The organism is Micrococcaceae bacterium Sec5.7 (assembly GCA_039636785.1).
In the GTDB taxonomy this organism is placed as follows: domain Bacteria; phylum Actinomycetota; class Actinomycetes; order Actinomycetales; family Micrococcaceae; genus Arthrobacter.
The window spans coordinates 4,161,804-4,188,388 of the sequence record CP144169.1; the positions used below are offsets into that span (position 1 = coordinate 4,161,804).

Sequence of the window (26,585 nt, forward strand, 5' to 3'; positions counted from 1 at the left end):
ACCTCAGTCTATTTGCTGGACCGTACGGGCCAGTTTTTCGATCCTGGCCGGTGCAAGGAGTTCTTCCAGGATCAGATAGGTTGCCCCGATGACGCCGGCGTCAGCGGGGTGGTTGCTGGTCCGGACCGTGAGGACGTCGGCAACCAGGGGTAGGCATTTCCGGAAAAGTTCGGCACGCAGCGCTGCCACCAAAGGTGCCGACGCTGACATTGCGCCCCCCAGCACAACTTCCTGAGGGCTGAAGAAATTGACGATGGAAGAAAGGACGGAACCGATGTGGGTGCCGGCCTCACGTAGCGCTTCCACTGCCTGGACTTCACCGTTTCGTCCGAGTTCCACTACATCGGCTGTCCCCGCGACCTTGAAGCCCTTGCTGGCGAGGCGGGCAACCAGGGCACCACCGCTTGCTACCGACTCAAGGCAATTTTCTTCCGGGCAGCTGCAGCTGATGGCCGACGTTCCGGCCACTGAAATGTGGCTGATTTCGCCGGCCGCGCCGGCGGCGCCCCTGTGGAGGTGTCCTGCGCTGATGATCCCGCAGCCGATGCGTGTCCCGAGCTTGACGGCCAGCAGATGGTCCGGCCGGTTGTCCGTTGCCGCGCACTCAGCCAGCGCAACCAGGTTCGCGTCGTTTTCGATCAGAACCGGCAGCCCGGTATGGACCCGGAACAGTCTGGGCAGGTCCGCCTTGTGCCAGCTGGGCAGAAACGTCGGCAGGATGACCTTGGACGTCGGGTGCTCAATCGGCGCCGGGAGGCCTATGGCGATGCCGCGCATATCTTCCTCGGTTTTTCCAGCACGGTCGAGCACCCTCTGGAATCGGGCCCAGAGACATTCCACGGTTACTGCGGGTCCGTCCTCGGTGTTCAGGGCCTCTTCCTCAACTGCCAGTAGCCGTCCCGTCATGTCCGAGATGGCAATCCTTGCATGGTGAACCCCCACATCGGCCGCGGCCACCACGCCGGAACCGGCAGTAACCCTCAAGTGCCGGGCTCGCCGGCCACCGTTGGATCTTTCGTTGCCCCTTTCCATGACGAGACCCATTTCGCCGAGCAGATCGACTCTGAGGGAGACCGTGGAGGGTGCCAGGCCGGTGAGCCGGGCAATCGAAGACCGGGACGTGGCTACACCCTGTCTGATGAGCCGGAAAATATCGCCCACAGAGCCCGGGGCGTAGTCCGCCCCGGCGTAACGCTTAAATGTCTCCATGGACAGATACTAGCCAATATTGCACTACTTATCTCGATTCATGGGGTAGTTTCTTCGAAAGTCGAATGATAGGATTCCAGAACAGAAGTAAATGTGGCGTCGGTCACTCAAGGGCGGCGATGCCCGTGCCCGACCAGGTGAACGACTGGCAGTTGCATTGAGAATCGCCAGGTGTGCGCCGAGAAACTAAAAAATGGCCGTTGGCGGTCACTGGAAGGTATTGAGATGAATGTTCAGGGTGTGCCGCTTGCGCGGCGTGGGTTTCTTCGCGGGGCTTTGGCTGCGGCGGTTCTTGTTCCGATGGGTGGTGCTTTGGTGTCGTGTGCTGCGGGGGGGCGGGGGCGGGCCCGGGGCTGTTTCGGGCGGGGTTGTTTCCGCTACGAATCCGTTTGGTATGGCGGAGAAGTCCGCGGTTGATGCCGTGATTTTCAAGGGCGGGTACGGGATTGATTATGTTGAGTTCGCGGGGAAGGCTTTTGAGTCGGCCCAGGCGGGGTCCACGGCGAAGATCGCTGCGTCGACGGATATTGCGCAGGAGTTGCAGCCGCGTTTCGTGGGTGGGAATCCGCCGGACCTGATTGATAATTCGGGGGCGAAGGCGATCGGTTTCAGCACGATCCTGGCGCAGCTGGAGGATCTGAGTGCGGTGATCGAGGCGAAGAACCTTGAGGGCGCCGTCATTAAGGACACGTTGTATGGCGGTGTCCTGGCGCCGGGGACCTTTGATGGGAAGCTGGCGGCCTTGAATTATGTGCTGACGGTTTTCGCGGTGTGGTATTCGGCGGCGTTGTTCCAGGAGAAGGGTTGGGTTGTTCCCAGGACCTGGGAGGAGGCGCTGGCTTTGGGCGAGAAGGCCAAGGCCGAGGGCAAGTACCTGTTCTGCTGGGGCAAGGAGGCTGCCACGTATTACCAGGAGATGGCGATTGCGTCGGCGATCAAGGAGGGCGGGGACGAAGTCCGTCTGGGCCTGGAGAACCTGAAGGAGGGCTGCTGGTCGCATCCGGCGCTGCAGGGTGTCTTCACGGCCCTGGAGAAGATCGTGAAGTCCGGTTATGTCAAGCCGGGCGGGTCGGGGACTGCTTTCACGGCGGCGCAGGCGCAGTGGTCCAATGCCGGTGAGGCGCTGCTGTATCCGTCGGGTTCGTGGATCGAGAACGAGATGAAGGACCAGACGAAGGCCGGCTTCAAGATGACCGGTGCCCCTGTTCCGACTGTGACGGCGGGTTCGAAGATGCCGTACACGGCGCTGCACAGTGCCGCGGGTGAGCCGTTTGTGGTTCCGTCCCAGGGCAGGAACGTTGCCGGCGGCAAGGAAATGCTCCGGGTGATGTTGTCCAAGGAGGCGGCGACGAATTTCGCCAAGACCAAGCTGGCGCCCACGATCGTGAAGGACACGGTCCCGGCGGACGGGTTCGGGTCCACGGCGCTGGTGTCCCAGACGAAGCTGCTTGAGGATGCCGGGACGGATATCTTCTCCTGGAACTTCGTTGATCTTTATGGCACGAACAAGGACCAGCTGGTGGTCTGGAACACGTTCCTGGACGGCAAGTCCGATGTGGCGACGCTGACCTCCGGGCTGCAGAAGATCTCGGACAAGGTCCGCAATGATCCCTCGGTGAAGAAGATTGAGGTCAAGTGACCGTTCTTGATACCAGGACCCTTTCGGGCGGCGGCAGGCCTGCCGCCGTCCGGCGGCGGAGGAAGCTGACCTTTGACCGGGTGAGTTTCTTTGCCGTGTTCCTCGGGCTGCCGCTGGCCATCTATCTGGTCTTCGTGATCTCCCCGTTCATCCAGGCGTTTTACTACTCGATGACGGACTGGTCCGGTTTCACGGCCACGATGAACTTCACCGGCCTTGAAAACTACCGGAAGCTGTTCGCGGATGAGATCTTCATGAAGGCCATGGGCAACAATGTGGTGCTGTGCCTGGTGCTGCCGGTCATCACCATCATCCTGAGCCTGGTGCTGGCGTCCATGATCACGGTGGGCGGCTCCAGCCGCGGGCAGGTCAAGGGCCTGAAGAATTCCAGCTTCTACCGGGTGGTGTCCTTCTTCCCCTATGTCATTCCTGCCATTGCCATCGGCATCATGTGGCTGCAGATCTATGATCCCTCCAACGGGCTCCTGAACGGCATGCTGACCTCGCTGGGTTTTGACCAGGCCAGCTCCTTCCCCTGGCTCGGTGATGAACGGACCGCGATGGGCGCCACGATGTTCGTGATCGTGTGGGGCTTCGTGGGCTTCTACATGGTGTTGTTCATCGCCGCGATCAAGGGCATCCCGGCGGAGCTGTTCGAGGCCGCCCGCATCGACGGTGCCGGGCGGTTGCGGACCGCGGTGTCCCTGACTATCCCGCTGATCCGGGACAACATCCAGACCGCCTACATCTACATGGGCATCCTGGCCCTGGACGCCTTCGTGTACATGGCCGCGCTGAACTCCGGCGGCGGCCCGAACAACTCCACCCTGGTGATGTCCCAGCAGCTGCTCTCCACGGCCTTCACCAAGGGCCAGTTCGGCTACGCCAGCGCCATGGGCGTGGTCCTGGCCATCGTCACGCTGATCTTCGCGGCGCTGGTGTTCCTGGTGAACCGGCTCACCGGCGGAAGTAAGGACACCTCGGGCTCATGAGAACAAAAACCCTGACACAGAACCCCGCCGGGAACCCCGCCACGGGACCGGGAACAGCCACGGGACCGGGACCGGGACGGTTCGTTGAACGCAGGCCGCGGTCCACCCGCGGCGACAAGGTGGTGGGGACCGTCTCCCACACCATGCTCATCATCTGGTCCGTGATCGTGGTCCTGCCGCTGCTGTGGACGTTGATGACCTCGTTCAAGACCAGCAGCGAGATCTTTGCCTCGCCCTTCGCCCTGCCCGTCACGTGGAACGCGGGCAACTACGTCACGGCCTGGAACACCGCCGGGATCGGGAACTACTTCCTGAACACCGTCATGGTGGTCGGGTCGGCACTGGTGGTCGTGATGGTCCTGGGCGCCATGTGCGCCTACGTGCTGGCCCGGTTCCAGTTCCGCGGCAGCCGCGCCATCTACTACCTGATGCTCGCCGGGCTGACGTTCCCGATCTTCCTGGCCGTCGTCCCGCTGTTCTTCATCCTCAAGAACATGGGGCTGCTGAACACCCTGCCGGGCCTGACCATCACCTACGTGGCGTTCGCGCTGCCGTTCACCGTGTTCTTCCTGTTCTCCTTCTTCAAGTCCCTGCCGAACGAGATCGCCGAAGCCGCGGCCCTGGACGGCGCCAGCGAATGGCGGACCTTCTTCCAGGTCATGCTGCCCATGGCCAAGCCCGGCATGGCCTCGGTGGCGATCTTCAACTTCCTCGGGCTCTGGAACCAGTTCCTGCTCCCCGTGGCGTTGAACAGCAACGAGAAGAACTACGTCCTCTCCCAGGGCCTGGCACGGTTCGCCTCCCAGGCCGGCTACAACGTGGACTTCGGCTCGCTCTTCGCCGCCGTCGTCATCACCGTCGCCCCCGTCCTGGTCGTCTACATCATCTTCCAGCGCCAGCTCCAGGGCTCCGTCACCCAAGGCACCTCCAAATAGTGCTTTTCTGAACGCCCGACGGCGGCCGGTCGCCTTTCCACGGAAGGTCACCGGCCGCCGTCGCAGCTCCTGCCGCGGCACCACCCCGTCCGAGCCCCGTCCGCAGATCCGGGCCTTGACGCCTCGGATGCGCGAACAAGCCCCTGACGCCCGGCCCGGACCTTGTCAAGGTGGTTGGGGCCAGTGGGAGTTAGGCGGCTACGGCTGGATCGCTTCTGGTGCTGGATCGTTCGGGGTTTCTCTCTAGGGCTGCGGCAAGGGTGAGGCCCCGTTCGGTGGCCTTCGCGGAGGCGAGGCCGTAGTGGACGTCTGCCGGGGCATTGAGGCCGATGTCGGTGTGGCGGCGGTTGAGAACGGTGGGAGTTGGAGTGGTTGTATCCGTCGACGAAGGCCGCCATGAAGGTCCTCGCGTCGGCCAGGGAGCCGTGCCGTTCGGGGAAGACGGGCGCGAATTTCAAGGTCTTGAACCAGGCCTCGCTGTGGGGTTGTCGCGGCGGAATCCCTTGTCCGGTACCGCTCTGATCCCGGGTTCGTCCGGGATTTCACTACGGCTGTGACGTAGCTAACGCAATGGCAACCCGGCACTTGTAAGCCAATATCCCGCCGTCGTTAATCCGCTGTTCACCTTGGACCCCAATTCCCGTCACCTGCAGACCATAACTTCAATGGAAGTACAAAACGTACGCATCCGCGCGCCAATGCTTCTCCGGCACGGCCGCAACTGAATATCCCTGGAAGAGGTACATCTAGTGAAGGCACTCCGCTTCGGCCGCCACGCGGCTATCGCTGTTATTGCAGCCGGCGCACTCGCGCTCACCGCCTGTGGTTCAGACAACGCCACGGGCACCACGCCCGCAGGCAACCCGTCTTCCGCCGGCACCAAGGTCACCGGCACCCTCACCGGCATCGGCGCGTCCTCCACCGGCGCAGCCATGGATGCCTGGAAGGCCGGCTTCGCCTCCGCAAACCAGGGCGCCACCGTGCAGTACTCCCCGGATGGTTCCGGTGCAGGCCGCAAGGCCATCATCGACGGCTCGGCCCAGTTCGCCGGCTCCGATGCTTACCTCAAGGATGAAGAGCTGGCCAGCTCCAAGGCCAAGTGCGGCCCCGACGGCGCCATCAACATCCCGGTGTACATCTCCCCGATCGCCATCGCCTTCAACCTCCCGGATATCAAGGAACTGAAGCTCGACGCCGCCACCGCTGCCAAGATCTTCCGCGGCGAAATCGCCAAGTGGAACGACGCCGCAATCGTTGCCTTGAACCCGGATGCCAAGCTCCCGGACCTCAAGGTCACCCCCGTGAACCGCTCTGACGATTCCGGTACCACCTCCAACTTCACCGATTACCTGTCTTCAGCTGCTCCTGAGGTCTGGACCGACAAGTCTGCCGGCATCTGGCCCGCATCCCTGAAGGGCGAGAACGCCAAGGGCACCTCCGGCGTGGTCAAGACCGTCACCGACACCCCGGGCGCTGTAACCTACGCGGATGACTCCGCGGTGGGCGGCAAGCTGGGCACCGCCCAGATCAAGGTTGGATCCGAGTTCGTTGCGATCTCTGCCGATGCTGCTGCCAAGGCTGTTGAAGCCAGCAAGGCTGTGGAAGGCCGCTCCGCCACGGACGTTGCCATCAAGCTGGACCGCAAGACCACCGAATCCGGCGCGTACCCGGTCGTCCTGGTTTCCTACCACGTAGTCTGCACCACCTACGAAAAGCAGGAAACCGTTGACCTGGTCAAGGCTTTCGAGAACTACGTAGTGTCCGACGCCGGCCAGAAGGCCGCCGCTGACTCCGCAAAGTCCGCTCCGCTCTCCCCGGCATTGGCCGAGAAGGCAGTCAAGGCGATCGAGTCCATCAAGGTCAAGTCCTAGGGATACTTTGCTCCACGAGGCATAGTGGAAACACCTGCCTGACTCCGGTTCCCTGTCCTGTGCACAGGCGGTCACAGACCGCCTGCACAAGGCAGGGAACCTGAGTGTTTGTCCGGAAGTACCAACTCAAAAGGATTGTTTGTGACCACCAACTCCCTGACAAGTTCCAGGGGCGCAGGACGCGCCGGGGACAAAGTCTTTTCCGGGGCAACCCTGGGCGCAGGGATCCTGATCCTGGCCGTGCTCTTCGGCGTTGCCCTCTTCCTTGTCGTCCAGGCAATACCGGCGCTGGTGGCATCCCCGGACCAGATCCAGGGCGGCAGCGGCTTCTTCGCCTACATCTGGCCGATCGTTGTTGGCACCCTGATCGCGGCCGTCATCGCGCTTGTGATCGCCACCCCGGTGGCAATCGGCGTCGCGCTTTTCATCTCGCACTTTGCACCGCGCAAACTGGCCTCAGGCCTGGGCTTCGTTGTTGATCTTCTTGCCGCCATCCCGTCCGTGGTGTACGGCGCGTGGGGCGCAGCCGTTCTGGCCAAGGAAATCTCGCCGGCCTACAACTGGCTTGCGGACAACATGGGCTGGCTGCCCATCTTCCAGGGCCCGGCCTCCGCTACCGGCAAGACGATCCTCACCGCGGGAATCGTGCTCTCCGTCATGGTTCTGCCCATCATTACTTCCCTGACCCGCGAGATCTTCCTGCAGACGCCCAAACTGCACGAGGAAGCCGCCCTCGCATTGGGAGCCACGCGCTGGGAAATGATCAAAACGGCGGTGCTGCCTTTCGCCCGCCCCGGCATCATCAGCGCCGTTATGCTGGGCCTGGGCCGAGCACTCGGCGAGACCATGGCCGTTGCCCTGGTGCTTTCCTCCGGCGCCCTGACCGCCAGTCTGATCCAGTCCGGCAACCAGACCATCGCGGCGGAAATTGCCCTCAACTTCCCGGAAGCCAGCGGCCTGAAGGTCAGTACCCTGATTGCCGCCGGCCTGGTGCTGTTTGTGATCACCCTGGGCGTCAACATGATTGCCCGCTGGGTCATCAGCCGGCACAAAGAATTCTCGGGAGCCAACTAAATGACCTCCACTCTGTCACCGGTGCGGAAGCGCTCCGCGCTCACCAAGGGCCAGCTGCCCAAGTTCGCGCCGTACCTTGTCCTTGCGCTTGCTCTGATCACCGGCGCGGCCATCCTGGCGCTGATCGGGTTCAACGCCTTCGGCTGGGGCATCGTCTCCGCCATCCTGTTCGCCGCAGGCCTGGTCGGCTGGAGTGCCGCCGTAGAGGGCGCACGCAAAGCCAAGGACAAACTGGCCACCTGCCTGGTGGTGGGGTCCTTCCTCGTCGCCTTGCTCCCGTTGATCTCGGTGATCTGGACCGTGATGGTCAACGGCATCCCCGGTATCATCGCGCCCGGCTTCCTGGGTAACTCCATGAACGGGGTCACCGGCGTCTTCGACAACAAGGCTGCTGAAGAAGGTGCCCCGGTTCTGGGCGGCGTCTACCACGCGCTGGTCGGCACCGTTCAAATCACGCTGCTGGCCACCGTCATTTCCGTGCCCGTGGGCCTGCTGACGGCGATCTACCTCGTGGAATACGGCAACGACCGCCGGCTTGCCCGCGCCATCACCTTCTTTGTGGACGTGATGACCGGCATCCCGTCCATTGTGGCCGGCCTCTTCGCCGCGGCTTTCTTCTTCGCCATCGTGGGGCCCGGCACCAAAACAGGTGCTGTCGCCGCCGTCGCGCTTTCCGTCCTGATGATCCCCGTTGTGGTTCGCTCCAGCGAGGAAATGCTCAGGATCGTCCCGAACGAACTCCGCGAAGCCGCCTACGCATTGGGTGTGCGCAAGTGGAGGACCATCCTCAGGGTGGTCATTCCGACGGCGATCTCCGGCATTGCGTCCGGCATCACCCTGGCGATCGCCCGCGTGATCGGCGAGACCGCGCCCATACTGGTCACCGCCGGTTTTGCCACCACCATCAACAACAACGTGTTCGGCGGCTGGATGGCCTCGCTGCCCACGTTCATCTACACGCAGATCCTGAACCCCACCTCACCGGCCAACCCGGATCCGTCCGCGCAGCGGGCCTGGGGCGCGGCCCTGGTGCTCATCATCCTGGTGATGCTCCTGAACCTCGGCGCCCGCCTGATCGCCAACATCTTTGCACCCAAGGCCGGCCGCTAGCGCCGCCACAGGCCGTTAGCACCCGCCATTCCGCACCGGAACGGCCGCCGCTAGACTTCAATCCATACCTCCAGCAAGTGAAGGAACACCATGTCCAAGCGCATCGACGTCAAAGACTTGAACGTCTACTACGGCAACTTCCTCGCCGTCGAAGACGTCAACATCAACATCGAAGCCAAGTCCGTCACGGCATTCATCGGCCCCTCCGGCTGCGGCAAGTCCACGTTCCTGCGCACCCTGAACCGCATGCACGAGGTCCTGCCCGGCGCCCGTGTTGAAGGTGAAGTACTGCTCGACGGCGACAACCTCTACGGCCCCGGCGTGGACCCCGTGACCGTGCGCTCGCAGATCGGCATGGTGTTCCAGCGCCCCAACCCGTTCCCCACCATGTCCATCCGGGACAACGTCCTGGCCGGTGTGAAGCTGAACAACCAGAAGATCTCCAAGGGCGAGGCCGATGCCCTCGTGGAGCGGTCCCTGCAGGGCGCCAACCTCTGGAACGAGGTAAAGGACCGCCTGGTGAAGCCCGGATCCAGCCTGTCCGGCGGCCAGCAGCAGCGCCTGTGCATTGCCCGCGCCATCGCCGTTGAGCCGCAGGTGATCCTGATGGACGAGCCCTGCTCCGCCCTGGACCCCATCTCCACGCTGGCCATTGAGGACCTCATCAACGAGCTCAAGGACCAGTACACCGTGGTGATCGTGACCCACAACATGCAGCAGGCCGCGCGTGTTTCGGACAAGACCGCGTTCTTCAACATCGCCGGCACCGGCAAGCCCGGCAAACTGATCGAATTCGCCGAGACCAGCACCATCTTCAACAACCCGGCACAGAAGGCCACGGAAGACTACGTCTCCGGCCGCTTCGGATAGGCCACTCTCCGGGCATCGAGTGCTCCATAACTGCCCTTTTGAGGGCCCGGAACGGCAGTTCAGGAGCAATCGATGGAGTTGTCAGGAGCCTGACAACGGCGAGAGCGCTAGTTCCAACACAAAGGCGCCGGCCGCCGTCGCAATCGGGGTCAGGATCCAGAAGGCCAGGATCCGGACGACGAGCCTGCGGTTGGTTACGGAGAAGCTCTGGTTGGTCCCTGCACCCAGGACAGCGGACGTCACCGTGTGCGTGGTGGAGATGGGCCAGTGCAGGCCGATCGCGCCGATGAAGAGCAAAACCGCACTGAAGATCTGGGCCACAAAGCCACGCAGCGGGTCGATCCGGGTGAGCCTGTAGCCGATGGTGTGGGAAATCCGCCAGCCTCCGAAGAGCGTTCCCGCTGTCAGCGTCACGGCGGTGAGCAGTGCCACCCAGAGCGGAAGGGCCCCGCCGTCCGCATACCCTGCGGCCAGCAGCCCCAGCAGCAGGACGGCGCTGATGCGCTGGCCGTCCTGCAGCCCGTGCCCGAACGCAACAGCCCCGGCGGCAATGGACTGCATCCGCCGGAAGCGGTTGTTGACGACGTTCGGCTGGGCGTAGCGCGCTACCCAGGTCACCGGAAAAACCAGCATGAACGAACCGATGAATGCGATGACGGGCGACAGCAGCAGCGGCAGGACCACCTGGAAAAGCAGGGACTGGTCCACGCCCCCCACGGCGTTGCCGCCCACAATGACGCTGGCCACACCGGCGCCCGCCAGGCCACCGACCAGGGCGTGCGTGGACGACGACGGGATGCCCCGCCACCACGTGTAAGTGCCCCACACACAGGCGCTGGCGAGCCCTGCTATCAGAATGGCCAGCCCGTTTTCGCCGTGCGGCAGCTTGACCCACTGCGCCATGGCAGCCACGGCCAACGCCGCACTCAGCATGGCACCCAGGAAGTTAAAGAACGCCGCCAGCAATACCGCAACAGTTGGCGTCAGCGCCCTGGTCCGGACGGCGAGGGCCACCGAGGTGGAAACATCCCTGAAGCCGTTGAGGAACCCGAACGTGGCTGCAAGGACAACCACCACGCCGAAAAAGACGGCCGTCACGTCAGGATTCCTTGACGATGATGCTGCCTACCTGGGTTGCGATGCGGCGCATGTCCTTGGTGACTTCCACCAGCTGGTTGGCGATGTCCCTGTTGCGGGCATACTGGGCGGACTTCATGTCCTTGAGCATGTCTGCAACCCACACCCGGTGCGTCCGTTCCGCGCGCTTGGCCAGGCGGAGAATCTCGATCCAGTAATCCTCAAGATCATCGAGGTTGTTCAGCCGCCGCATGGCATCAACCGTGAGCTCGGCCTGGCGGCTGATGATCTCCAGCTGATCCGCCGCGCGCTTGGGAAGGCGCTCGAGTTTGTAGAGGGCTACCAGCTCGGCCGCGGCATCCAGTTTTTCAATGGCTTCGTTGAGGTAGCGGGACAGTGCGTACATGTCCTCGCGGGGGAGCGGGTTCACGAAGCTGGTGCGCATGTGGGTCAGCAGGGCAAAGTGAAGTTCGGCCGATTTTGCCTCGTGGTTGTGCATGTCCTCCACGAGCCTGCTGTGCTCTGCGGCGGGAACGCCCAGAATTTCGGCAAGCGTGGCACTGGCCAGCACGATCTGACGGGCCATCTCTGACAGCAGGTTCAGCCCGGCGGGTTCCTGGGGAAAAAGGCGCAGTTTCACGTGGGGTACCGGTCTTCGGAGGATGGACTGGGCTGTTGGCCGCGGACCGCATGACTTGACGCCAACCCGCAACTGGTCATTACTTTACCGGCAGTACCGCTCCATGCCGGCCGGGTTCCGGTCATTGCCCCGCGGCGCACCACTCCAGCAACCGGTCCACCGGCCAGGTTGTGATGATCCTTTCGGCCGGCACTCCGTTCCGCACGGCACGCTCGGCACCGAACTGGAGGAAGTCGAGCTGGCCCGGGGCGTGGGCGTCGCTGTCGATGCTGAACAAGCAGCCTGCGTCCAAAGCCGTCCGGATGAGGTTGTCCGGCGGATCCTGGCGCTCCGGCCTCGAATTGATCTCGACGGCCACGTTGTTCTCCGCGCATGCCGCGAACACCTTGACGGCGTCGAACTTGGACTCCGGACGGGTCCCTCGGGATCCCTGCACCAGGCGGCCCGTGCAATGGCCCAGCACGTTGGTGTGGGGGTCGCGGATTCCGCTGAGCATCCTGCGGGTCATGGTGGCATTGTCGGCGCGGAGCTTCGAATGCACGCTGGCAACCACAACATCCAGCCTGTCCAGTATCTCCGGCGACTGATCCAGCCCGCCGTTCTCGAGGATGTCCACCTCGATGCCGGCCAGTAGGCTGAAATCGTTGTTGTGGTCGTTTACCTGCGCCACCACGTCCAGCTGCTCAATGAGCCGGCCGGCGCTCAGTCCGTTGGCGATCTTGAGGTTGGGGGAGTGGTCAGTCAGAGCGAGGTACTCGCGGCCCAACAGCATGGCGGCGCCCGCCATGAGCCCTATCGGGGAGCCGCCGTCGGACCAGTCGCTGTGGCTGTGCAGATCGCCTCGGAGAGCCGCGTGCAACTCGCCACCGCCTTGAACCAGCGGCTCGGCACCACGCAGCCGCAGTCCGTCAAGGTAATCAGGCACATTGCCGCCGACAGCCTGGCTGATGACCTCGAAGGTTCTGTCCCCAATACCCTTTGTCCGCTTGAGCCGGCCGTCCCGTAGCCGTTCCGCGAGCTCCTGATCTTCCAGGCTGCCGATGATGCCGGCAGCTTTCCGAAATGCCTGAACCTTGAAAGTGGCGGCTCGATCGCGTTCCAGCCAGAATGCGATCTCATTGAGGGCAGCGGTGGCGTCCATTCATCTATCTTGCACCCGTGACGCTGGGCGGGTGAAGGTGAGTCCCGTCCGGAACCCGCAGGAGTAACCCGTATCCGGGCCGGAAACCGGACCTGAATCCCAGCGCTCGAATCCCGGGCATGAAAATGGTGCCGAACCGGAGACGCCTCTCGGCGGTAGGCCGCTCTAGGCGGCTAGATGTTGAAGCCCGGGGGTTTCGCGGTTCGGCACCAATTTCAGTGTTCTCCATTGGCTGGCGCAAGTCAACATTGACAAGCCAGCCGTGCGGTGCAGGTTTTCGACGGGCCCGATCACTGGTCCGGCGGGCAATCCGTGGTTCAGTCCAGCTCGCCCAGACGCCAGGCGTTGGCTGCGTGCTCGAGGTCCTCGGCGGTCTTGACCAGCTGATGCGAGCTCCGGGTGAGTTTGCTGGCGTGGGCTTCATTGCTGAATTCAGCACCGTCGGCAAGGGTGGCCTGGCCAAGCGCCACCACGCGGCAGAATGCAGCGGAACGTTCCAGCGCGACGTCGAACTCGCCGTCGAACGCCCCTGACAAAATGGCGTCAGCCATGGACTTCATTTCCTCGGCCCCCGGCGGCTCTGCGGCGCCGGCCACCACGTTTGATACCTGTGCGGTGTCTTTGCCTGCCTTGAAGTAGACCGAGATCCGTTCCGGGTCGTGCACTGTTGCCGCCCGCAGCGCGTACAGCCGCCACAGTGCGCCGGGCAGCGAGCGAGCCGGGCTTTCGGCCCACATTTCGGCTATCGCCTCGAGGCCCTGTTCGTCGGTGAGCCTGACCAGCCGTTCGGTGATGACGGGGTCGTCGCTGTCCCGCCCGTGGCGCACCAGGGCCTGGGCCGCGAGATGCGCGGCCTCGGATACCCGCGCAGGATCCGCGCCGCCGGCAAACGGTTCAAAATCGATGGGCGCGAAGGGTTTGGGCTTGTGATGCCTGTTTGCTCCGCCGTAGGCGTTTGACCCTGTTTGCTCGCTCATGCCACCACGCTACTCCTGTGCCGTAAGGGAATCGAGCTTGCTGCCGCGGGCCTGGAGGAGTAACGCACGACGGCGGCGCGAGCCTCCGTGCCAAAGCTACCCCTTGCGTGGGGTACAGTATTTAACGTCCAGAAATGGACTGGGCTGATAGCCGTTTATGCACGCATTTACGGCAGTCAGCTGGGGCCTTTAGCTCAGTTGGTAGAGCATCGGACTTTTAATCCGTGGGTCGTGGGTTCGATCCCCACAGGGCCCACTCTTTTAGCGAAGAGTGGAAAATCCCCGGCTTCCTGGCAACAGGGAGCCGGGGATTTTTTGTTTGCCCCGGCCCGGTGCCCGGCTGGTCTCAGTCCGGTGTCCCGGGGCCGATTTCCGGCTGCCGCCCCCGGCGTGTTCCGCTGGCCCCTTCTGCAGTATGTGATATGCCGCACTCTCTTACGTATACTGAACTGATTTTGCCGCCAGTCCGGGACTTCCCGAACGCGGTAAGCGCTGGCCGGGATATCACCGGCCAATCGTGAAACCCCCAGCAGTTAGGTACTACATCCATGTCAGGTCGCCGAGCAGCTCGCAGTGAACGCCACGGCCAGTTCCCCAGCCGATCACCCTTCTTCTGGCCACGGATTCTTATGGTCATCGGGGCTGCAGTTGCCATAGCCGTTGCCATCGGGGCCGTCAACTGGATCACCAGCATGCAGAGTGCTGCCGCGGCCAGGTGCGAGAATCCGGCGGAGGTCAGTGTAGCCGCGGACAACACCATCGCTGCCGCACTTGAGCAGGCGGCTGCCAAGATCCCGGCCGATACCTGCGTGTCCTTTAAGGTTGCGGTGCAGACGCAGCCGGAAATTGCCGCCAAGGTCACTGCGGGCAAGGACGCGCCGGACATCTGGGTTGCGGACTCCGCAGTGCGGGTGCAGCGCGTTGCGGCCACCACGGCTCCGGAAATCGCCGTGCCGTCAGTCGCGTCCACTCCCGGAGTGCTGGTGGGGCTCAAGGGTAAAGTTCCGGCATTCGCCACCTGGCTCAGCGCCCTGCAGAGCGCCGGTGTCAGGTTCAGCGATCCTCTGGCAGCCGGCAGCGGCGAAGTCGCTCTCCTCGGAGCCCTTTCGGAAGTCGAAGAAGGCCGCGCTGACTCCAAGGCCCTGCAGGCAACCATTGCCCAGCTTGCGCAGAGCGAGAGCCAGCGTTCGGGCGAGAAACTGACTGATGCCAAACAGCTGGAGGCCGTAGCGGCCGGAGGCGGCCTGGCGATCGTCACGGAGCAGGCCTGGCTTTCGTTTGCCAAGGCACCCGCAGCGGCAACCCTTTCGGCGTCCCTGCCCTTTACCGGCTCGATTTCCCTGAATTACCCGGTGGCCGTGACCGCTCCGGCCGGTCCACGCGCGGATGTCATCGCGAAGGCAGCAAAAGCCCTGGCTGATGCGCTGGCCACCGCGGACGGCAGGAAGGCCCTTGCCGGCCAGGGCCTGCGGACACCGGACGGAAGCAGTATTGCGGACCAGCCCGGTGTGGGGAGCGTAGCCACGATCAAGCTTGCCTCAGCCGAGGGAGTGGAAAAGACGCTCCGGGGCTGGGCGCTGCAGGCCGTCCCCTTCCGGTCCCTGGTGGTTATGGACGTCTCAGGTTCCATGAACTTCAAGGCGGGCGGGCAGACCCGGATGCAACTCACCCAGCAGGCGGCAATCGCCGGCAGCAAGCTGTTCCCCGACACGGCCGAACTGGGCCTGTGGGCTTTCTCCATCGGACTGGGCGGCGGCACGCAGGACTACGTGGAACTTGACCCCATCCGGAAGATGGACGCCGTAGTCGGCGGCGTGACCCAGCGTGAGCGGCTTGTTGCGGACCTTACCGGCCTGGACCAGCGGACCGGCGGCGCCACCGGACTGTACGATTCCACCCTGGCGGCCTACCGTACCGTCCAGGCAAGCTACGATTCCCGCGCAGTGAACAGCGTGATCGTGTTTACCGATGGCGCCAACGAGGACCCCGAGTCCCTGAATCTGGAACAGTTGCTGGAGACCCTGCAGCGCGAACGGGACCCGGCCAAGCCGGTGATCATCGTGACGATCGGCATCACTGCGGACGCCGACGCCGGGACGCTCAAAAAGATCTCCGCGGCCACCGGCGGCACCAGTTACGTGGCCCGGGATCCCAAGGACATCCCGAGCGTCTTTGTGGACGCGCTGCTGGCCCGCGGACAATAGGCGCGGACAAACAAATAGGCGCGGACAAATCAAATAGGCGCGGACAATAGGGACATGACAAAAAGCAGTAACAGGAGGCTGCCCCGCCTCGAAGACGTCGCGGAGCGCGCCGGGGTCTCCCACCAGACGGTGTCCCGCGTGGTCAATAACCACCCCAACGTCAGCAAGACCACCCGCGAACGGGTGGAGGCTGCCATCGCCGAGCTTGGCTACCGCCGCAATTCCGCTGCCCGGAGCCTGGTCACCCGGCGCTCGCAGACCATCGGCGTGCTTGGCAGCGAACTTTCCCAGTACGGCCCTGCCAATACGCTGCTGGGCGTTGAACAGGCGGCACGGAACGCAGGCTACTTTGTCAGTATCGCCGCGTTGAGGTCCGTCAGCCGTGAGGCCATTTTCGACGCCTTGCGGCACTTTATGGACCAATCCGTGGACGGCATCGTGGTGCTGGTGCCGCATTCCGAGACGCTGCTGGCCCTGGAAGAACTGCAGCCCGGCGTACCTGTGGTTGCCGTCGGTTCGCTCGGGAACAGCGCCGTCAGCGGCGCAATGGTGGACCAGAAGCGGGGGGCCGAACTCGCCGTCGGGCATTTGATTGAACAGGGCCATAGGAGGATCGGACACATAGCCGGCCCGCGGGACTGGATCGACGGCGCCGCCAGGGCCGACGGCTGGAGCGGCGCGCTGCTGGCGGCCGGGCTTGCGGATGACCTCCTCGTGGAAGGCGACTGGAGTGCCGGCAGCGGCTACTCCATAGGCCGCAGGCTGGCCGCTGAGCGGACCGCCACCGCTCTGTTTGTGGGCAACGACCAGATGGCCTTGGGTTTGCTGCGTGCCTTCAGCGAGGCGGGCGTCCGCGTGCCCGACGACGTCTCCGTAGTGGGGTTCGATGACCAGCCGGAATCGGGCTACTTCACCCCGCCGCTCACCACAGTGCGCCAGGACTTCGAGGAGCTCGGCCGGCGCTGCATGGACATCATGCTGACGGAAATCGAGCACGGCGCGGGCGTCAGCACCACCGTGGTGACTCCGGAACTGGTGGTCCGGGGGAGCACGGCGGCGCCCGCCGGTTGAAAGTCCGAAGGGCGGCGGTTGACCAGCCCTTTCCTCTTCGTCCGGCAGTGCTTCCGGGGCCGGATTTGTTCCCCAATAGTCTGCTGCAATCAGATGACCAGAGACACGGCCAGGGTGATCATGACGACGGCGATGCTGCCGTCGAGGACGCGCCATGCGCTCCGGCGGCGGAAGAGCGGGGCAAGGAAACGCGCTCCGACCCCGAGGGCAGTGAACCAGACGATGCTGCCCAGTCCGGCGCCGGCCGCAAACCACCACCGTCCTGCCGGGCCGTGAGCACTGGCCAGGGAGCCGACCAGAAACACGGTGTCAAGGTACACGTGGGGGTTCAGCCAGGTGAACGCCAGGCAGGTGGCCAAAACGGCTGCCCAACCGACGCCTTGACCTGTTCCGGGTTGATCGATCTGTTCGCCCCGGATGGACCGCCTGGCGGCGAGGACTCCATAGGCCAGGAGGAAGGCGGCACCGGCCCAGCGCGCGGCTTCGAGCGCGGCGGGCGCTCGTTCAATGACGATGCCAATGCCGGCCACGCCGAGCAGGATCAGCACAAGGTCTGACAGCGCGCACACAGCAACGACCAGAGTGACATGGGAGCGCCGGAGGCCCTGCCTGAGGACGAAGGCGTTCTGGGCGCCGATGGCGACGATGAGGGACAGGCCGGTTGCGAAACCTGAAAGCACGGAGATTATCACCGTCACCACGTTAGAGGGAGGCTCATCATGAAACCAGTTAAAGTTTCTGTGGTTGCATAAGATGAGCTAATGATCGACATCCATCCTGACCAGGCCCGGACGCTGGCCGCAATCGTCGCCCAGGGAAGTTTCGACGCCGCAGCCAGCCACTTATCGGTCACCCCATCCGCCGTAAGCCAACGCATCCGTGCCCTCGAGGTCGCCGTCGGTCGCCCTGTGCTGAGAAGGACCCGGCCGATCGAACTCACAGAATCGGGGCAAGCTGTGGTGCGCTTCGCCCGTCAGCTCGAACTGCTGTCTGCCGACTTGGCCGATGAGCTGCAGCCTGACACCCCTGACACAGATATCCGTCTTACCTTGGTGATCAATGGCGATTCATTACACACGTGGGCGCTGGCTGGCCTGGCCGCAGTGGCCGGGAGGGTCCAGCTGGAAATCCTGCGCGAAGACCAGGACTACTCGCTGGATCTTCTCCGCAGCGGGGCAGCGGCCGGGGCCATCACCGCCACCGCCAAGCCGGCTCCAGGCTGCACATCCCGCCGCCTGGGCGTTATGCGCTACCTTCCGGTCAGCGCACCTGCATTCGCCCAATACTGGTTCGAAGACGGAGTGACAGCGGCAACGCTAGCGAAGGCGCCCGTCGTCGTCTACGACCGCAAGGACGATCTGCAGGACCGGTATCTGCGAAGGGCCAGCCGTAAGCCCCTCCAACCACCGCGGCACTACGTCCCCGCCGCCCACGAATTCGGCGAGGCCGTCCGGCTGGGAATGGGATGGGGAATGATGCCCGAGATCGAAATCGCGGAAGACCTGCAACGGCAAACACTGAAAACGCTGACGCCCAGGACGTTCGTCGACGTGCCGCTCCATTGGCAGCAATGGCGGCACGGGTCAGCGGCTCTCGACGAGATTGCCGCTGCAATCCAGGAAGCAGCGCACGTGCTCAGATGAAGTCCGCTGGCACGCTGCCTTGCCTCACTCGAACTTGAGCGGGGACTTCGGTGAGGGGATTCTTCCCGCCACTTCGGGCCGCTCCAGTCCCAGGACGTCTGCTGTCAGGTCGACTAACGCGCGGTTTCAGGTGTTCGCAGGATCGGGGACACGAGGCGGGCGCGGTCGGGCAACGTCTTGGGTTAGGGAATGATGCGCTGTTCCCGCAGGTCGGTGAAGATTTTCATGAACATGCTCTCAGTTTCAATGTATTCATGGAATCCCGCGCGTCGCGCTTTTGACCCGTCCGCGAGCACGTCGTAGTCCCAGGCGAAGACGAAGTCGCCGAACGGCCATGACGAGACGTCGGCGTAGGGTGTTGGCCGGAGCCCGTGCCGGGCAACCATCCGGTCCCACAGTTCTTGTTTGTCTGCCATGACTTCGTTCAGGGACATGGGCAGCGGCGGTGCGACATCGATGTCGAAGAATGCGGCGATCTTCGGCCACATGCTGCTCCACCGGAAGATGTCCCCGTTGGTGATGTTGAACGCCTGGTTGGCTGTGCCGGGGCCGGTGGCTGCCCACACTGTGGCCTTCGCGAGGATGCCGGCGTCGGTCATTTCGATCAGGGTGTTGTAGGCGCCGGGCTTGCCGGGGAAGCGCAGCGGGATGCCGAGTTCCTTGCTGATCGACGCGTAAATGGCTATTACCATCGCCAGGTTCATCGGGTTGCCCAAGCCGATCCCACAAACTACGGAGGGGCGCAGCGCCGACCAGGTCCATGTCTTGCCCTGCTGCCGGGATTCGAGGAATTGCTGTTGGTCGACGTTGAACTCCGGCGGCATATGCGGCGGATCATCCTCTTTCGCCGGAGATGCGAACGGACCGAGATGGGCGCCGTAGACCTTGTATCCCTGCATCAGGCTCACATGCTGAAGGTCAGCGGCAGCGGGCTCTATTGCATCGATGGTGTTGACGAGCATGGCGAGGTTTGGCGGGACGAGTTCGGCCCAGCCCGGGCGGTCCTGATAGGCCGCATAGAACACGTGGGTGACATCCGCAAGGCCGCTGAGCTTGGCTGCAGTGTCTTGCTTGTTCAGCAGGTCGACGCCGATATGCCGGACGTTTTCTGTGTCCTCACCGCCTCGTCGGGAGAGCCCGACGATCTTCCAGCCGCCCTCCTTCAGGAGGTGGCTGATCAGATTTCCCCCGATTACCCCGTGTGCCCCAACAACCAGCGCCGTTCGTGTACTCACACCTGCTCCTATCGTAATATCGTGGTTTTACGATCTAAGCGTTGCATCGGCATCGGGAAATCGCAAATTTACGATAAGGTGAAGGGTGTGGAAGCGATAACCGAAGACGACGTTGTGCAGGCCTTCAAAGCCCTGAGCCACCCGACGCGGCTGGCGATCCTGCAATGGCTGAAGGAGCCCCGGTCATTTCCGCCGCAGGACCAGCCAGCGGAAGAGGTCGGCGTGTGCTTGAAGCACATCCAGGCCAGGGCCAAGGTGTCGCAATCAACAGCGTCCCAGTTCATGGCCGTCCTCCAGCGTGCCGGGCTTGTCACGAGCAACCGGATCGGACCGTGGACCCACTACAGCCGAAACGAGTCACGAATCACCGCCCTGGGCAGCGTCATCACGAAAAGCCTCTAACACGCCTCAATACGGCACTCCGGCTATTTGGGTCCCCCGAACCTGAATGGACACCTTGACAGGCTGGTTGTTAGCGCTCACAATTGATGCAGACCGCGAGGTGGCGGCAATCAACTGGAGGACTTCATGGACGTCACTGCTGACGGTGCAGACAGCTTTGTTATTGGCGTGGACTACGGAACGCTTTCCGGCCGCGCTGTTGTGGTGCGGGTCCGGGATGGCAAAGAGCTGGGCAGCGGCGTTTTCGACTACCCGCATTCGGTCATCACTGTTTCCCTGCCAGAAGACATAGCGGGCGACGGCGCCGCACGGCTTCCCGGTGAATGGGCGCTTCAGGTGCCCAACGACTACCGCGATGTCCTCCGGCAGGCCGTGCCTGCCGCGATCGCAGACGCCGGGATTGACCCCGCCGCCGTCGTCGGGATTGCCACCGACTTCACCGCCTGCACCATGGTTCCCGTCAAGGCAGACGGCACCCCGCTCAACGAGCTGGACGGTTTCACCAACCGCCCGCACGCCTACGTCAAACTGTGGCGCCATCACGCAGCCCAGCCGCAGGCTGACCGGATCAACACTCTTGCCGCAGAGCGGGGCGAGACCTGGCTGCCGCGGTACGGCGGGTTGATCTCCTCCGAGTGGGAATTCGCCAAAGGACTCCAGCTCCTTGAAGAAGACCCGGAAACCTACGCGGCGATGGATCATTGGGTGGAAGCGGCTGACTGGATCGTCTGGCAGCTCTGCGGAAACTACGTCCGCAACGCCTGCACTGCGGGCTACAAGGGCATCTACCAGGACGGGAAATACCCCTCCGAGGACTTCCTTTCCTCGCTCAATCCGCAGTTCAAGGACTTTGTCAGCACCAAGCTGGAACACAGAATCGGCCGATTGGGAGACGCCGCCGGCTGCCTCACGGCCGAGGCCGCCGCCTGGACCGGACTTCCGGAGGGAATCGCCGTGGCCGTGGGCAACGTGGACGCCCACGTCACCGCACCGGCAGCCAGGGCTGTTGAACCCGGCCAGCTTGTAGCCATCATGGGCACCTCCACGTGCCACGTGATGAACGGAACCGAGCTCCGCGAGGTGCCCGGAATGTGCGGAGCGGTTGAGGGCGGAATCGTTGACGGACTGTGGGGTTTCGAGGCCGGCCAAAGCGGCGTTGGCGACATCTTCGGCTGGTTCACCGCCAACTGCGTGCCGCCCGCCTACCATCAGGCCGCTGCAGCCGAGGGACTCGGCATCCACGAATACCTGACTGAACTGGCCTCGAGGCAGGCCATCGGCGAACACGGGCTCATTGCCCTGGACTGGCATTCCGGCAATCGCTCAGTACTGGTGGACCATCAGCTTTCCGGAGTGGTTGTTGGACAGACCCTCGCCACCCGCCCCGAGGACACGTACCGTGCACTGTTGGAGGCCACGGCGTTCGGCACCCGCACCATTGTGGATGCGTTCCGGGATTCCGGAGTCCCCGTAACGGAGTTCATCGTGGCCGGCGGACTGCTAAAGAACAAGCTGCTGATGCAGATATATGCGGACATCACCGGGCTTCAGCTGTCCACTATCGGCTCTACCCAGGGCCCGGCGCTGGGCTCGGCCATTCACGCCGCCGTGGCGGCAGGCGCCTACCCGGACGTTCGTGCCGCTGCCGCGGTCATGGGGTCGGAGCCGGGCGCGGTATATATTCCGATTCCGGAAAATGTCGCCGCCTACGAGGCCCTGTTTGCCGAATACAGGACCTTGCACGACTACTTCGGACGCGGTGCGAACGACGTCATGCACCGGCTGAAAACGATCCAGCGGGCCGCCAAAACGAGCCCGTCCGACGCCGAGGCAGTGATGCCCGTATGAGTGCGCTCCACGACGCCATTGCACGGATCCGCCGCGAAGTCTGCGAACTGCACGCTGAGCTGACCCGGTACGGGCTGGTTGTCTGGACGGCCGGGAATGTGTCCGCGCGCGTGCCTGGCCATGACCTGATGGTGATCAAGCCGTCCGGCGTTTCCTATGAGGAACTAACGCCCGAACTGATGGTGGTCACGGACCTGTTTGGCACCCCGGTGGACGGGCCGGGCGAAGGCGCAGCGGAAGCCACCGAAGCAGCCGGTCCCTCTGGCGGCTGGGGCAATCCGATGCTGGCGCCGTCGTCGGACAGCGCCGCACATGCATACGTCTACCGGCATATGCCGGAAGTCGGGGGAGTGGTGCACACGCATTCCACCTACGCCACGGCGTGGGCCGCGCGCGGTGAGGCGGTCCCGTGCGTTCTCACCATGATGGGTGATGAATTCGGCGGCAGCATCCCGGTGGGGCCGTTTGCGCTGATCGGCGATGACTCAATAGGCATCGGCATTGTGGAAACGCTCCAGAGCTCGAAGTCGCCGGCTGTGCTGATGCAGAACCATGGCCCCTTCACCATCGGCAAGGACGCCAGGTCCGCGGTCAAAGCCGCTGTGATGTGTGAGGAAGTGGCCCGGACGGTGCACATTTCCCGGCAGCTGGGCGAGCCGCTGCCCATCGAGGAGAGCCACATCGAATCCCTTTATGCGCGCTACCAGAATGTCTACGGGCAGTAGCGGCAGCAGCCGCCGGAACCCGGAAACCCACTAACTTCTGCAGGAGAACAACACATGAAAACAACAGCAAGCACTTCCCTTGACGGCTACGAGGTCTGGTTCCTCACCGGCAGCCAGCACCTCTACGGCGAGGATGTCCTCAAGCAGGTGGCGGCGCAGTCCCAGGAGATCGCGAAGCAGCTGAACGCGTCCGCGGGCGTCCCCGTGAAGATCGTATGGAAGCCGGTTCTGACCGATTCGGACGCGATCCGCCGCACTGCTTTGGAGGCGAATTCGGCCGATCACGTGATTGGCGTGACGGCCTGGATGCACACGTTCTCGCCCGCGAAGATGTGGATCCAGGGCCTGGATCTGCTGCGCAAACCGCTCCTGCATCTGCACACCCAGGCGAACGTTGAGCTGCCGTGGGCGGACATCGACTTCGACTTTATGAACCTCAACCAGGCGGCACACGGCGACCGCGAGTTCGGCTACATCCAGTCCCGCCTGGGAATTGCACGGAAAACCGTGGTGGGGCATGTTTCCAACCCGGAAGTGGCGCGCCAGGTGGGGGTCTGGCAGCGCGCCGCTGCCGGTTGGGCTGCCGTCCGCGCCCTCAAGCTGACCCGGTTCGGCGATAACATGCGCAACGTCGCGGTCACCGAAGGCGACAAGACAGAAGCTGAACTGCGCTTCGGAGTCTCGGTCAACACCTGGTCCGTCAACGAGCTCGCGGACGCCGTGCACGGCGCTGCAGAGTCCGACGTCGACTCCCTGGTTGCCGAGTACGAGGACCTTTACGATGTGGTTCCGGAACTCCGCGCAGGCGCTGCCCGCCACGACTCTCTCCGCTACGGAGCCCGCATTGAGCTGGGCCTGCGCGGCTTTCTGGAAGCCAACGGATCTGCAGCCTTCACCACATCCTTCGAAGACCTGGGTGCGCTCCGGCAACTACCCGGTCTGGCCGTCCAGCGGCTCATGGCTGACGGCTTCGGCTTCGGCGCGGAGGGTGACTGGAAGACCGCCATCCTGGTCCGCGCGGCCAAGGTGATGGGTGCGGGCCTGCCCGGCGGCGCCTCGCTCATGGAGGACTACACCTACCACCTGGCGCCGGGGCAGGAAAAGATCCTGGGCGCCCACATGCTGGAGGTCTGCCCCTCGCTGACGGCAGGAAAACCGCGGCTGGAAGTCCATCCCCTCGGCATCGGCGGCAAGGAGGATCCCGTCCGTCTGGTGTTCGACGCCGATGCCTCACCGGGTGTTGTGGTGGCACTTTCGGACATGCGTGACCGCTTCCGCCTCGTGGCCAATGCGGTGACGGTTGTGCCGCTGGACCAGCCCCTGCCGAACCTTCCGGTGGCCCGTGCGCTCTGGGAGCCGAAGCCTGATTTTGCCACCTCGGCTGCCGCCTGGCTCACCGCAGGCGCTGCCCATCACACGGTGCTGTCCACCGCCGTCGGCATGGACGTTATTGAGGATTTCGCCGAGATCGCCCGCACCGAACTGCTGATCATCGACGAGGGCACCACCATCCGCCAGTTCAAGAAGGATCTGAACTGGAATGCGGCCTACTACAAGTTGGCCGGCGGCCTTTAACCCCAAGGGCCACGGAAGCGCGGGTGCCAGCAGCCAGGAGGGTGCTTCGGGGAACTCGAAAAGCCCCGCGTTTCCCATCCTAAGACCGGATATTCAGTTCCAGGATTGTTTCCAGGCCGTCTTCCTCGTCCCACTGTTCGCCAGTTTCAACGAATCCGTACTGGTCCACAAGCCGCCGCGACGGTGTGTTGTCCGGGCTGACGGTTGCCCTGACAATGCTGATTTCCGGCTGCGACCTGGCAGCGTCCAACAGGATGACGAGTGCGGCCCTGGCATGGCCTTTTCGCCGGAGACCGGGATCCACCGAATAGCCGATTTCCACCATGCCGGCGTCATCGGGAGGGCCGTGGTACCCCGCCCGGCCTAAGGCGAGGTTCGTGGCCGGATCAACAATCAGCCTGGTGACCCAAGGAGCATCGCCGGGTGATTCCGTAATTTGGGTGCTCCGGCGCTGCCAGGTACCACGGCATTCCGCGGAGATGAGGTAGGGCGTCAGCGTTACGTGCGTCAGCCGGCGGGCGGAGTCCAGATCGCCGTCGGCAAGCGCCTGGATGGCTGCGACCTGCAGCTGAACCAGCTGCAGGTTTTGTGCTTGGGGGTCCTTGGACAGCCACGGGCCGCTGTGGATAGTCATGCCTAGATCATTGCAGAGCGGACTCGGACAGTGGCTCCATGAAAGATGAATCCGGCAAGGCGGTCGAGAGGTTACCGAACGGTTGAATCTCAGGCCCACCCCTTGACGTACGCTTCGATAGCGCTAACAATGTTTCTATAACGTTGTAGAAAATGACAAGCGAGGACATCCAAGTGGCCAATACCGAACCTGCCACAGCAAGAATCACCATCGATCCGGCCTTCACCGTGGGTCCCGTCCGGCGGCGGACCTTCGGCGCCTTTGTGGAGCACCTGGGCCGCTGCGTCTACACCGGCATCTTTGAGCCGGAGCATCCGCACGCTGATGAGGACGGCTTCCGCACGGACGTCCTGGAGCTCACCCAGGAACTCGGTGTTTCCACGGTCCGTTACCCGGGCGGCAACTTCGTGTCCGGCTACCGCTGGGAAGACGGCGTGGGCCCCGTGGAGAAGCGGCCGGTGCGCCTGGACCTGGCCTGGCACTCCACCGAGCCCAACCACGTTGGCGTGGACGAGTTCGCCAAGTGGTCCGTGAAGGCAGGCGTGGAGCCCATGATGGCGGTGAACCTTGGAACCCGCGGCACGCAGGAGGCCCTGGACTTGCTGGAATACTGCAACATTGACGGCGGCACGGCGTTCTCGGACCAGCGCAAGGCCAACGGTGCAGAGAACGGTTACGGCATCAGGATGTGGTGCCTTGGCAACGAGATGGACGGCTTCTGGCAGATCGGCCACAAAAACGCTCCGGAGTACGGCCGGCTCGCAGCGGACGCGGCGCGCGCCATGCGCATGGTGGACCCGGACCTGGAACTGGTGGTCTGTGGCAGTTCGGGCCCCACAATGCCCACGTTCGGCGAGTGGGAGCGCGTTGTGCTCACCGAAACGTACGAGCTGGTGGACCTCATTTCTGCGCACCAGTACTTCGAGGATGCCGGCGACCTCCAGGAGCATCTGTCCGCCGGCCAGCGGATGGATGCCTTCATCAAGGACATCGTGTCGCACATCGACCATGTGAAGTCCGTCAAGAAGTCCACCAGGCAAGTCAACATTTCCTTCGACGAATGGAACGTCTGGCACATGAGCCGGGCCGAGTCCAAGGTGCCCGCCGGCAAGGACTGGCCGGTGGCACCCGTGCTGCTGGAGGACCGCTACACAGTGGCGGACGCCGTCGTCGTCGGGGACCTTCTGATTTCCCTGCTCCGCAATACCGACCGCGTCCACGCCGCCAGCCTGGCTCAGCTGGTGAACGTGATTGCCCCGATCATGACCGAACCGGGCGGGCGCGCCTGGAAGCAGACCACCTTCCACCCGTTCGCACTGACCTCACAGCACGCGGCGGGCACAGTGCTGCAGCTCGCCGTCGAATCACCTGTGCTGAGCGGCGGCAAGACGGCGGACTTCGCCGCACTCTCCGCCGTCGCCACCTTTGACGCGGAAGCCGGGGAAGCTGTGGTGTTCGCGGTCAACCGCTCCGCCACCGACGCCCTCACGCTGGACGCCGCCGTGGCCGGCCTCGGCAACGTCCGGGTCATCGAAGCGGTCACCTACGCGAACAAGGACCCGTACTGGCAGGCAACGGCGGAAGACTCCACTTCGGTGCTTCCGGGGGAGAACGTCACGGTAAAGCTCGACGGCGGCCGCCTCACCGCCGGGCTGCCGGCCGTGTCCTGGTCCATGATCCGGCTGGCCGTGGAGTCCTAATACGGACCCGTGC

Annotated in this window: 23 protein-coding genes, 1 tRNA gene and 1 pseudogene; 16 read left to right on the forward strand and 9 right to left on the reverse strand. The window is 63.8% G+C overall.

Annotated features, from left to right (window positions below):
- Positions 1-3: 3 nt before the first annotated feature.
- Positions 4-1,209 carry an ROK family protein gene (locus tag V3C33_19885; protein ID XAS67646.1) on the reverse strand — a complete coding sequence of 402 codons (1,206 nt, stop codon included), beginning with the start codon at positions 1,207-1,209 and terminating at the stop codon, positions 4-6.
- Positions 1,210-1,603: 394 nt separating this feature from the next.
- Between V3C33_19885 and ngcE the strand changes: the two genes are divergently transcribed.
- The 3 genes from ngcE to V3C33_19900 all read left to right on the forward strand — a co-directional run bounded on the left by ngcE (position 1,604) and on the right by V3C33_19900 (position 4,775).
- On the forward strand, positions 1,604-2,848 hold the full coding sequence (ngcE, locus tag V3C33_19890; GenBank protein ID XAS67647.1) for an N-acetylglucosamine/diacetylchitobiose ABC transporter substrate-binding protein: 1,245 nt from the start codon (positions 1,604-1,606) through the stop codon (positions 2,846-2,848).
- Positions 2,845-3,840, forward strand: a complete 996-nt coding sequence (locus tag V3C33_19895; GenBank protein XAS67648.1) for a sugar ABC transporter permease — start codon at positions 2,845-2,847, stop codon at positions 3,838-3,840. The genes ngcE and V3C33_19895 overlap by 4 nt, the downstream gene beginning before the upstream one ends.
- Before the next feature lie 143 nt (positions 3,841-3,983).
- Positions 3,984-4,775, forward strand: a complete 792-nt coding sequence (locus tag V3C33_19900; GenBank protein XAS69806.1) for a carbohydrate ABC transporter permease — start codon at positions 3,984-3,986, stop codon at positions 4,773-4,775.
- A 292-nt stretch (positions 4,776-5,067) separates the two neighbouring features.
- Here the strand turns inward: V3C33_19900 and V3C33_19905 are convergent.
- Positions 5,068-5,260: pseudogene (locus V3C33_19905) on the reverse strand (IS3 family transposase).
- Positions 5,261-5,524: 264 nt separating this feature from the next.
- On the opposite strand from V3C33_19905, the gene pstS reads away from it, so the two are divergent.
- The 4 genes from pstS (at position 5,525) to pstB (ending at position 9,700) form a co-directional block, all read left to right on the forward strand.
- Positions 5,525-6,646: a phosphate ABC transporter substrate-binding protein PstS gene (gene pstS, locus V3C33_19910; protein XAS67649.1), complete on the forward strand. Its 1,122-nt coding sequence runs from the start codon at positions 5,525-5,527 to the stop codon at positions 6,644-6,646.
- A 141-nt stretch (positions 6,647-6,787) separates the two neighbouring features.
- Positions 6,788-7,720: a phosphate ABC transporter permease subunit PstC gene (gene pstC, locus V3C33_19915; GenBank protein ID XAS67650.1), complete on the forward strand. Its 933-nt coding sequence runs from the start codon at positions 6,788-6,790 to the stop codon at positions 7,718-7,720.
- Positions 7,721-8,830 carry a phosphate ABC transporter permease PstA gene (gene pstA / locus V3C33_19920; protein ID XAS67651.1) on the forward strand — a complete coding sequence of 370 codons (1,110 nt, stop codon included), beginning with the start codon at positions 7,721-7,723 and terminating at the stop codon, positions 8,828-8,830.
- Between the two features lie 90 nt (positions 8,831-8,920).
- On the forward strand, positions 8,921-9,700 hold the full coding sequence (gene pstB, locus V3C33_19925; GenBank protein ID XAS67652.1) for a phosphate ABC transporter ATP-binding protein PstB: 780 nt from the start codon (positions 8,921-8,923) through the stop codon (positions 9,698-9,700).
- 81 nt (positions 9,701-9,781) lie between these two features.
- Here the strand turns inward: pstB and V3C33_19930 are convergent, their stop codons facing one another.
- From V3C33_19930 to V3C33_19945, 4 genes are all read right to left on the reverse strand, one after another.
- Entirely contained in the window at positions 9,782-10,798 is a 1,017-nt protein-coding gene (locus V3C33_19930; GenBank protein XAS67653.1) for an inorganic phosphate transporter, read from the reverse strand.
- Between the two features lies 1 nt (position 10,799).
- Complete coding sequence (locus V3C33_19935; protein ID XAS67654.1) at positions 10,800-11,417, reverse strand: nuclease PIN; 618 nt, start codon at positions 11,415-11,417, stop codon at positions 10,800-10,802.
- Positions 11,418-11,538: 121 nt separating this feature from the next.
- A complete protein-coding gene (locus V3C33_19940; protein ID XAS67655.1) occupies positions 11,539-12,558 on the reverse strand; it encodes a PHP domain-containing protein in 1,020 nt (339 codons plus the stop codon).
- A gap of 317 nt (positions 12,559-12,875) precedes the next feature.
- A complete protein-coding gene (locus tag V3C33_19945) occupies positions 12,876-13,535 on the reverse strand; it encodes a hypothetical protein (GenBank protein ID XAS67656.1) in 660 nt (219 codons plus the stop codon).
- Between the two features lie 183 nt (positions 13,536-13,718).
- On the opposite strand from V3C33_19945, the gene V3C33_19950 reads away from it, so the two are divergent.
- From V3C33_19950 to V3C33_19960, 3 genes are all read left to right on the forward strand, one after another.
- Positions 13,719-13,791 (forward strand) — tRNA-Lys (locus V3C33_19950).
- A gap of 292 nt (positions 13,792-14,083) precedes the next feature.
- Positions 14,084-15,739, forward strand: a complete 1,656-nt coding sequence (locus V3C33_19955) for a substrate-binding domain-containing protein (protein ID XAS67657.1) — start codon at positions 14,084-14,086, stop codon at positions 15,737-15,739.
- 54 nt (positions 15,740-15,793) lie between these two features.
- Positions 15,794-16,810, forward strand: a complete 1,017-nt coding sequence (locus tag V3C33_19960) for a LacI family DNA-binding transcriptional regulator (GenBank protein XAS67658.1) — start codon at positions 15,794-15,796, stop codon at positions 16,808-16,810.
- A gap of 89 nt (positions 16,811-16,899) precedes the next feature.
- Here V3C33_19960 and V3C33_19965 read toward each other — a convergent pair whose 3' ends face one another.
- Entirely contained in the window at positions 16,900-17,502 is a 603-nt protein-coding gene (locus V3C33_19965) for a LysE/ArgO family amino acid transporter (GenBank protein XAS67659.1), read from the reverse strand.
- Positions 17,503-17,571: 69 nt separating this feature from the next.
- On the opposite strand from V3C33_19965, the gene V3C33_19970 reads away from it, so the two are divergent.
- Positions 17,572-18,453 carry an ArgP/LysG family DNA-binding transcriptional regulator gene (locus tag V3C33_19970; GenBank protein ID XAS67660.1) on the forward strand — a complete coding sequence of 294 codons (882 nt, stop codon included), beginning with the start codon at positions 17,572-17,574 and terminating at the stop codon, positions 18,451-18,453.
- A gap of 182 nt (positions 18,454-18,635) precedes the next feature.
- On the opposite strand, the gene V3C33_19975 is transcribed toward V3C33_19970, so the two are convergent.
- Positions 18,636-19,688 (reverse strand): SDR family oxidoreductase, encoded by a 1,053-nt coding sequence (locus tag V3C33_19975; GenBank protein XAS67661.1) that lies wholly within the window; start codon positions 19,686-19,688, stop codon positions 18,636-18,638.
- Between the two features lie 87 nt (positions 19,689-19,775).
- Here V3C33_19975 and V3C33_19980 point away from each other — a divergent pair, with 87 nt between their 5' ends.
- From V3C33_19980 to araA, 4 genes are all read left to right on the forward strand, one after another.
- Positions 19,776-20,090, forward strand: coding sequence for a metalloregulator ArsR/SmtB family transcription factor (locus tag V3C33_19980; protein ID XAS67662.1), 315 nt, complete (start codon positions 19,776-19,778; stop codon positions 20,088-20,090).
- Positions 20,091-20,216: 126 nt separating this feature from the next.
- A complete protein-coding gene (gene araB, locus V3C33_19985; protein XAS67663.1) occupies positions 20,217-21,938 on the forward strand; it encodes a ribulokinase in 1,722 nt (573 codons plus the stop codon).
- The gene (locus V3C33_19990) at positions 21,935-22,663 is read left to right on the forward strand and encodes an L-ribulose-5-phosphate 4-epimerase (GenBank protein XAS67664.1); all 729 of its coding nucleotides are present in this window, start codon (positions 21,935-21,937) and stop codon (positions 22,661-22,663) included. The genes araB and V3C33_19990 overlap by 4 nt, the downstream gene beginning before the upstream one ends.
- Before the next feature lie 54 nt (positions 22,664-22,717).
- Positions 22,718-24,238, forward strand: a complete 1,521-nt coding sequence (araA, locus tag V3C33_19995) for an L-arabinose isomerase (GenBank protein ID XAS67665.1) — start codon at positions 22,718-22,720, stop codon at positions 24,236-24,238.
- A 79-nt stretch (positions 24,239-24,317) separates the two neighbouring features.
- Here araA and V3C33_20000 read toward each other — a convergent pair whose 3' ends face one another.
- Positions 24,318-24,872, reverse strand: a complete 555-nt coding sequence (locus tag V3C33_20000) for a GNAT family N-acetyltransferase (protein ID XAS67666.1) — start codon at positions 24,870-24,872, stop codon at positions 24,318-24,320.
- A gap of 152 nt (positions 24,873-25,024) precedes the next feature.
- On the opposite strand from V3C33_20000, the gene V3C33_20005 reads away from it, so the two are divergent.
- Positions 25,025-26,572: an alpha-N-arabinofuranosidase gene (locus tag V3C33_20005; GenBank protein ID XAS67667.1), complete on the forward strand. Its 1,548-nt coding sequence runs from the start codon at positions 25,025-25,027 to the stop codon at positions 26,570-26,572.
- Positions 26,573-26,585 lie beyond the last annotated feature (13 nt).

Coding starts and splice junctions, on each gene's coding strand:
- V3C33_19885 (XAS67646.1), bottom strand. CDS start 1,209: ATGGAGACATTTAAGCGTTACGCCGGGGCGGACTACGCCCCGGGCTCT.
- ngcE (XAS67647.1), top strand. CDS start 1,604: ATGGCGGAGAAGTCCGCGGTTGATGCCGTGATTTTCAAGGGCGGGTAC.
- V3C33_19900 (XAS69806.1), top strand. CDS start 3,984: ATGCTCATCATCTGGTCCGTGATCGTGGTCCTGCCGCTGCTGTGGACG.
- pstA (XAS67651.1), top strand. CDS start 7,721: ATGACCTCCACTCTGTCACCGGTGCGGAAGCGCTCCGCGCTCACCAAG.
- pstB (XAS67652.1), top strand. CDS start 8,921: ATGTCCAAGCGCATCGACGTCAAAGACTTGAACGTCTACTACGGCAAC.
- V3C33_19940 (XAS67655.1), bottom strand. CDS start 12,558: ATGGACGCCACCGCTGCCCTCAATGAGATCGCATTCTGGCTGGAACGC.
- V3C33_19945 (XAS67656.1), bottom strand. CDS start 13,535: ATGAGCGAGCAAACAGGGTCAAACGCCTACGGCGGAGCAAACAGGCAT.
- V3C33_19955 (XAS67657.1), top strand. CDS start 14,084: ATGTCAGGTCGCCGAGCAGCTCGCAGTGAACGCCACGGCCAGTTCCCC.
- V3C33_19960 (XAS67658.1), top strand. CDS start 15,794: ATGACAAAAAGCAGTAACAGGAGGCTGCCCCGCCTCGAAGACGTCGCG.
- V3C33_19970 (XAS67660.1), top strand. CDS start 17,572: ATGATCGACATCCATCCTGACCAGGCCCGGACGCTGGCCGCAATCGTC.
- araB (XAS67663.1), top strand. CDS start 20,217: ATGGACGTCACTGCTGACGGTGCAGACAGCTTTGTTATTGGCGTGGAC.
- V3C33_19990 (XAS67664.1), top strand. CDS start 21,935: ATGAGTGCGCTCCACGACGCCATTGCACGGATCCGCCGCGAAGTCTGC.
- araA (XAS67665.1), top strand. CDS start 22,718: ATGAAAACAACAGCAAGCACTTCCCTTGACGGCTACGAGGTCTGGTTC.
- V3C33_20000 (XAS67666.1), bottom strand. CDS start 24,872: ATGACTATCCACAGCGGCCCGTGGCTGTCCAAGGACCCCCAAGCACAA.
- V3C33_20005 (XAS67667.1), top strand. CDS start 25,025: ATGACAAGCGAGGACATCCAAGTGGCCAATACCGAACCTGCCACAGCA.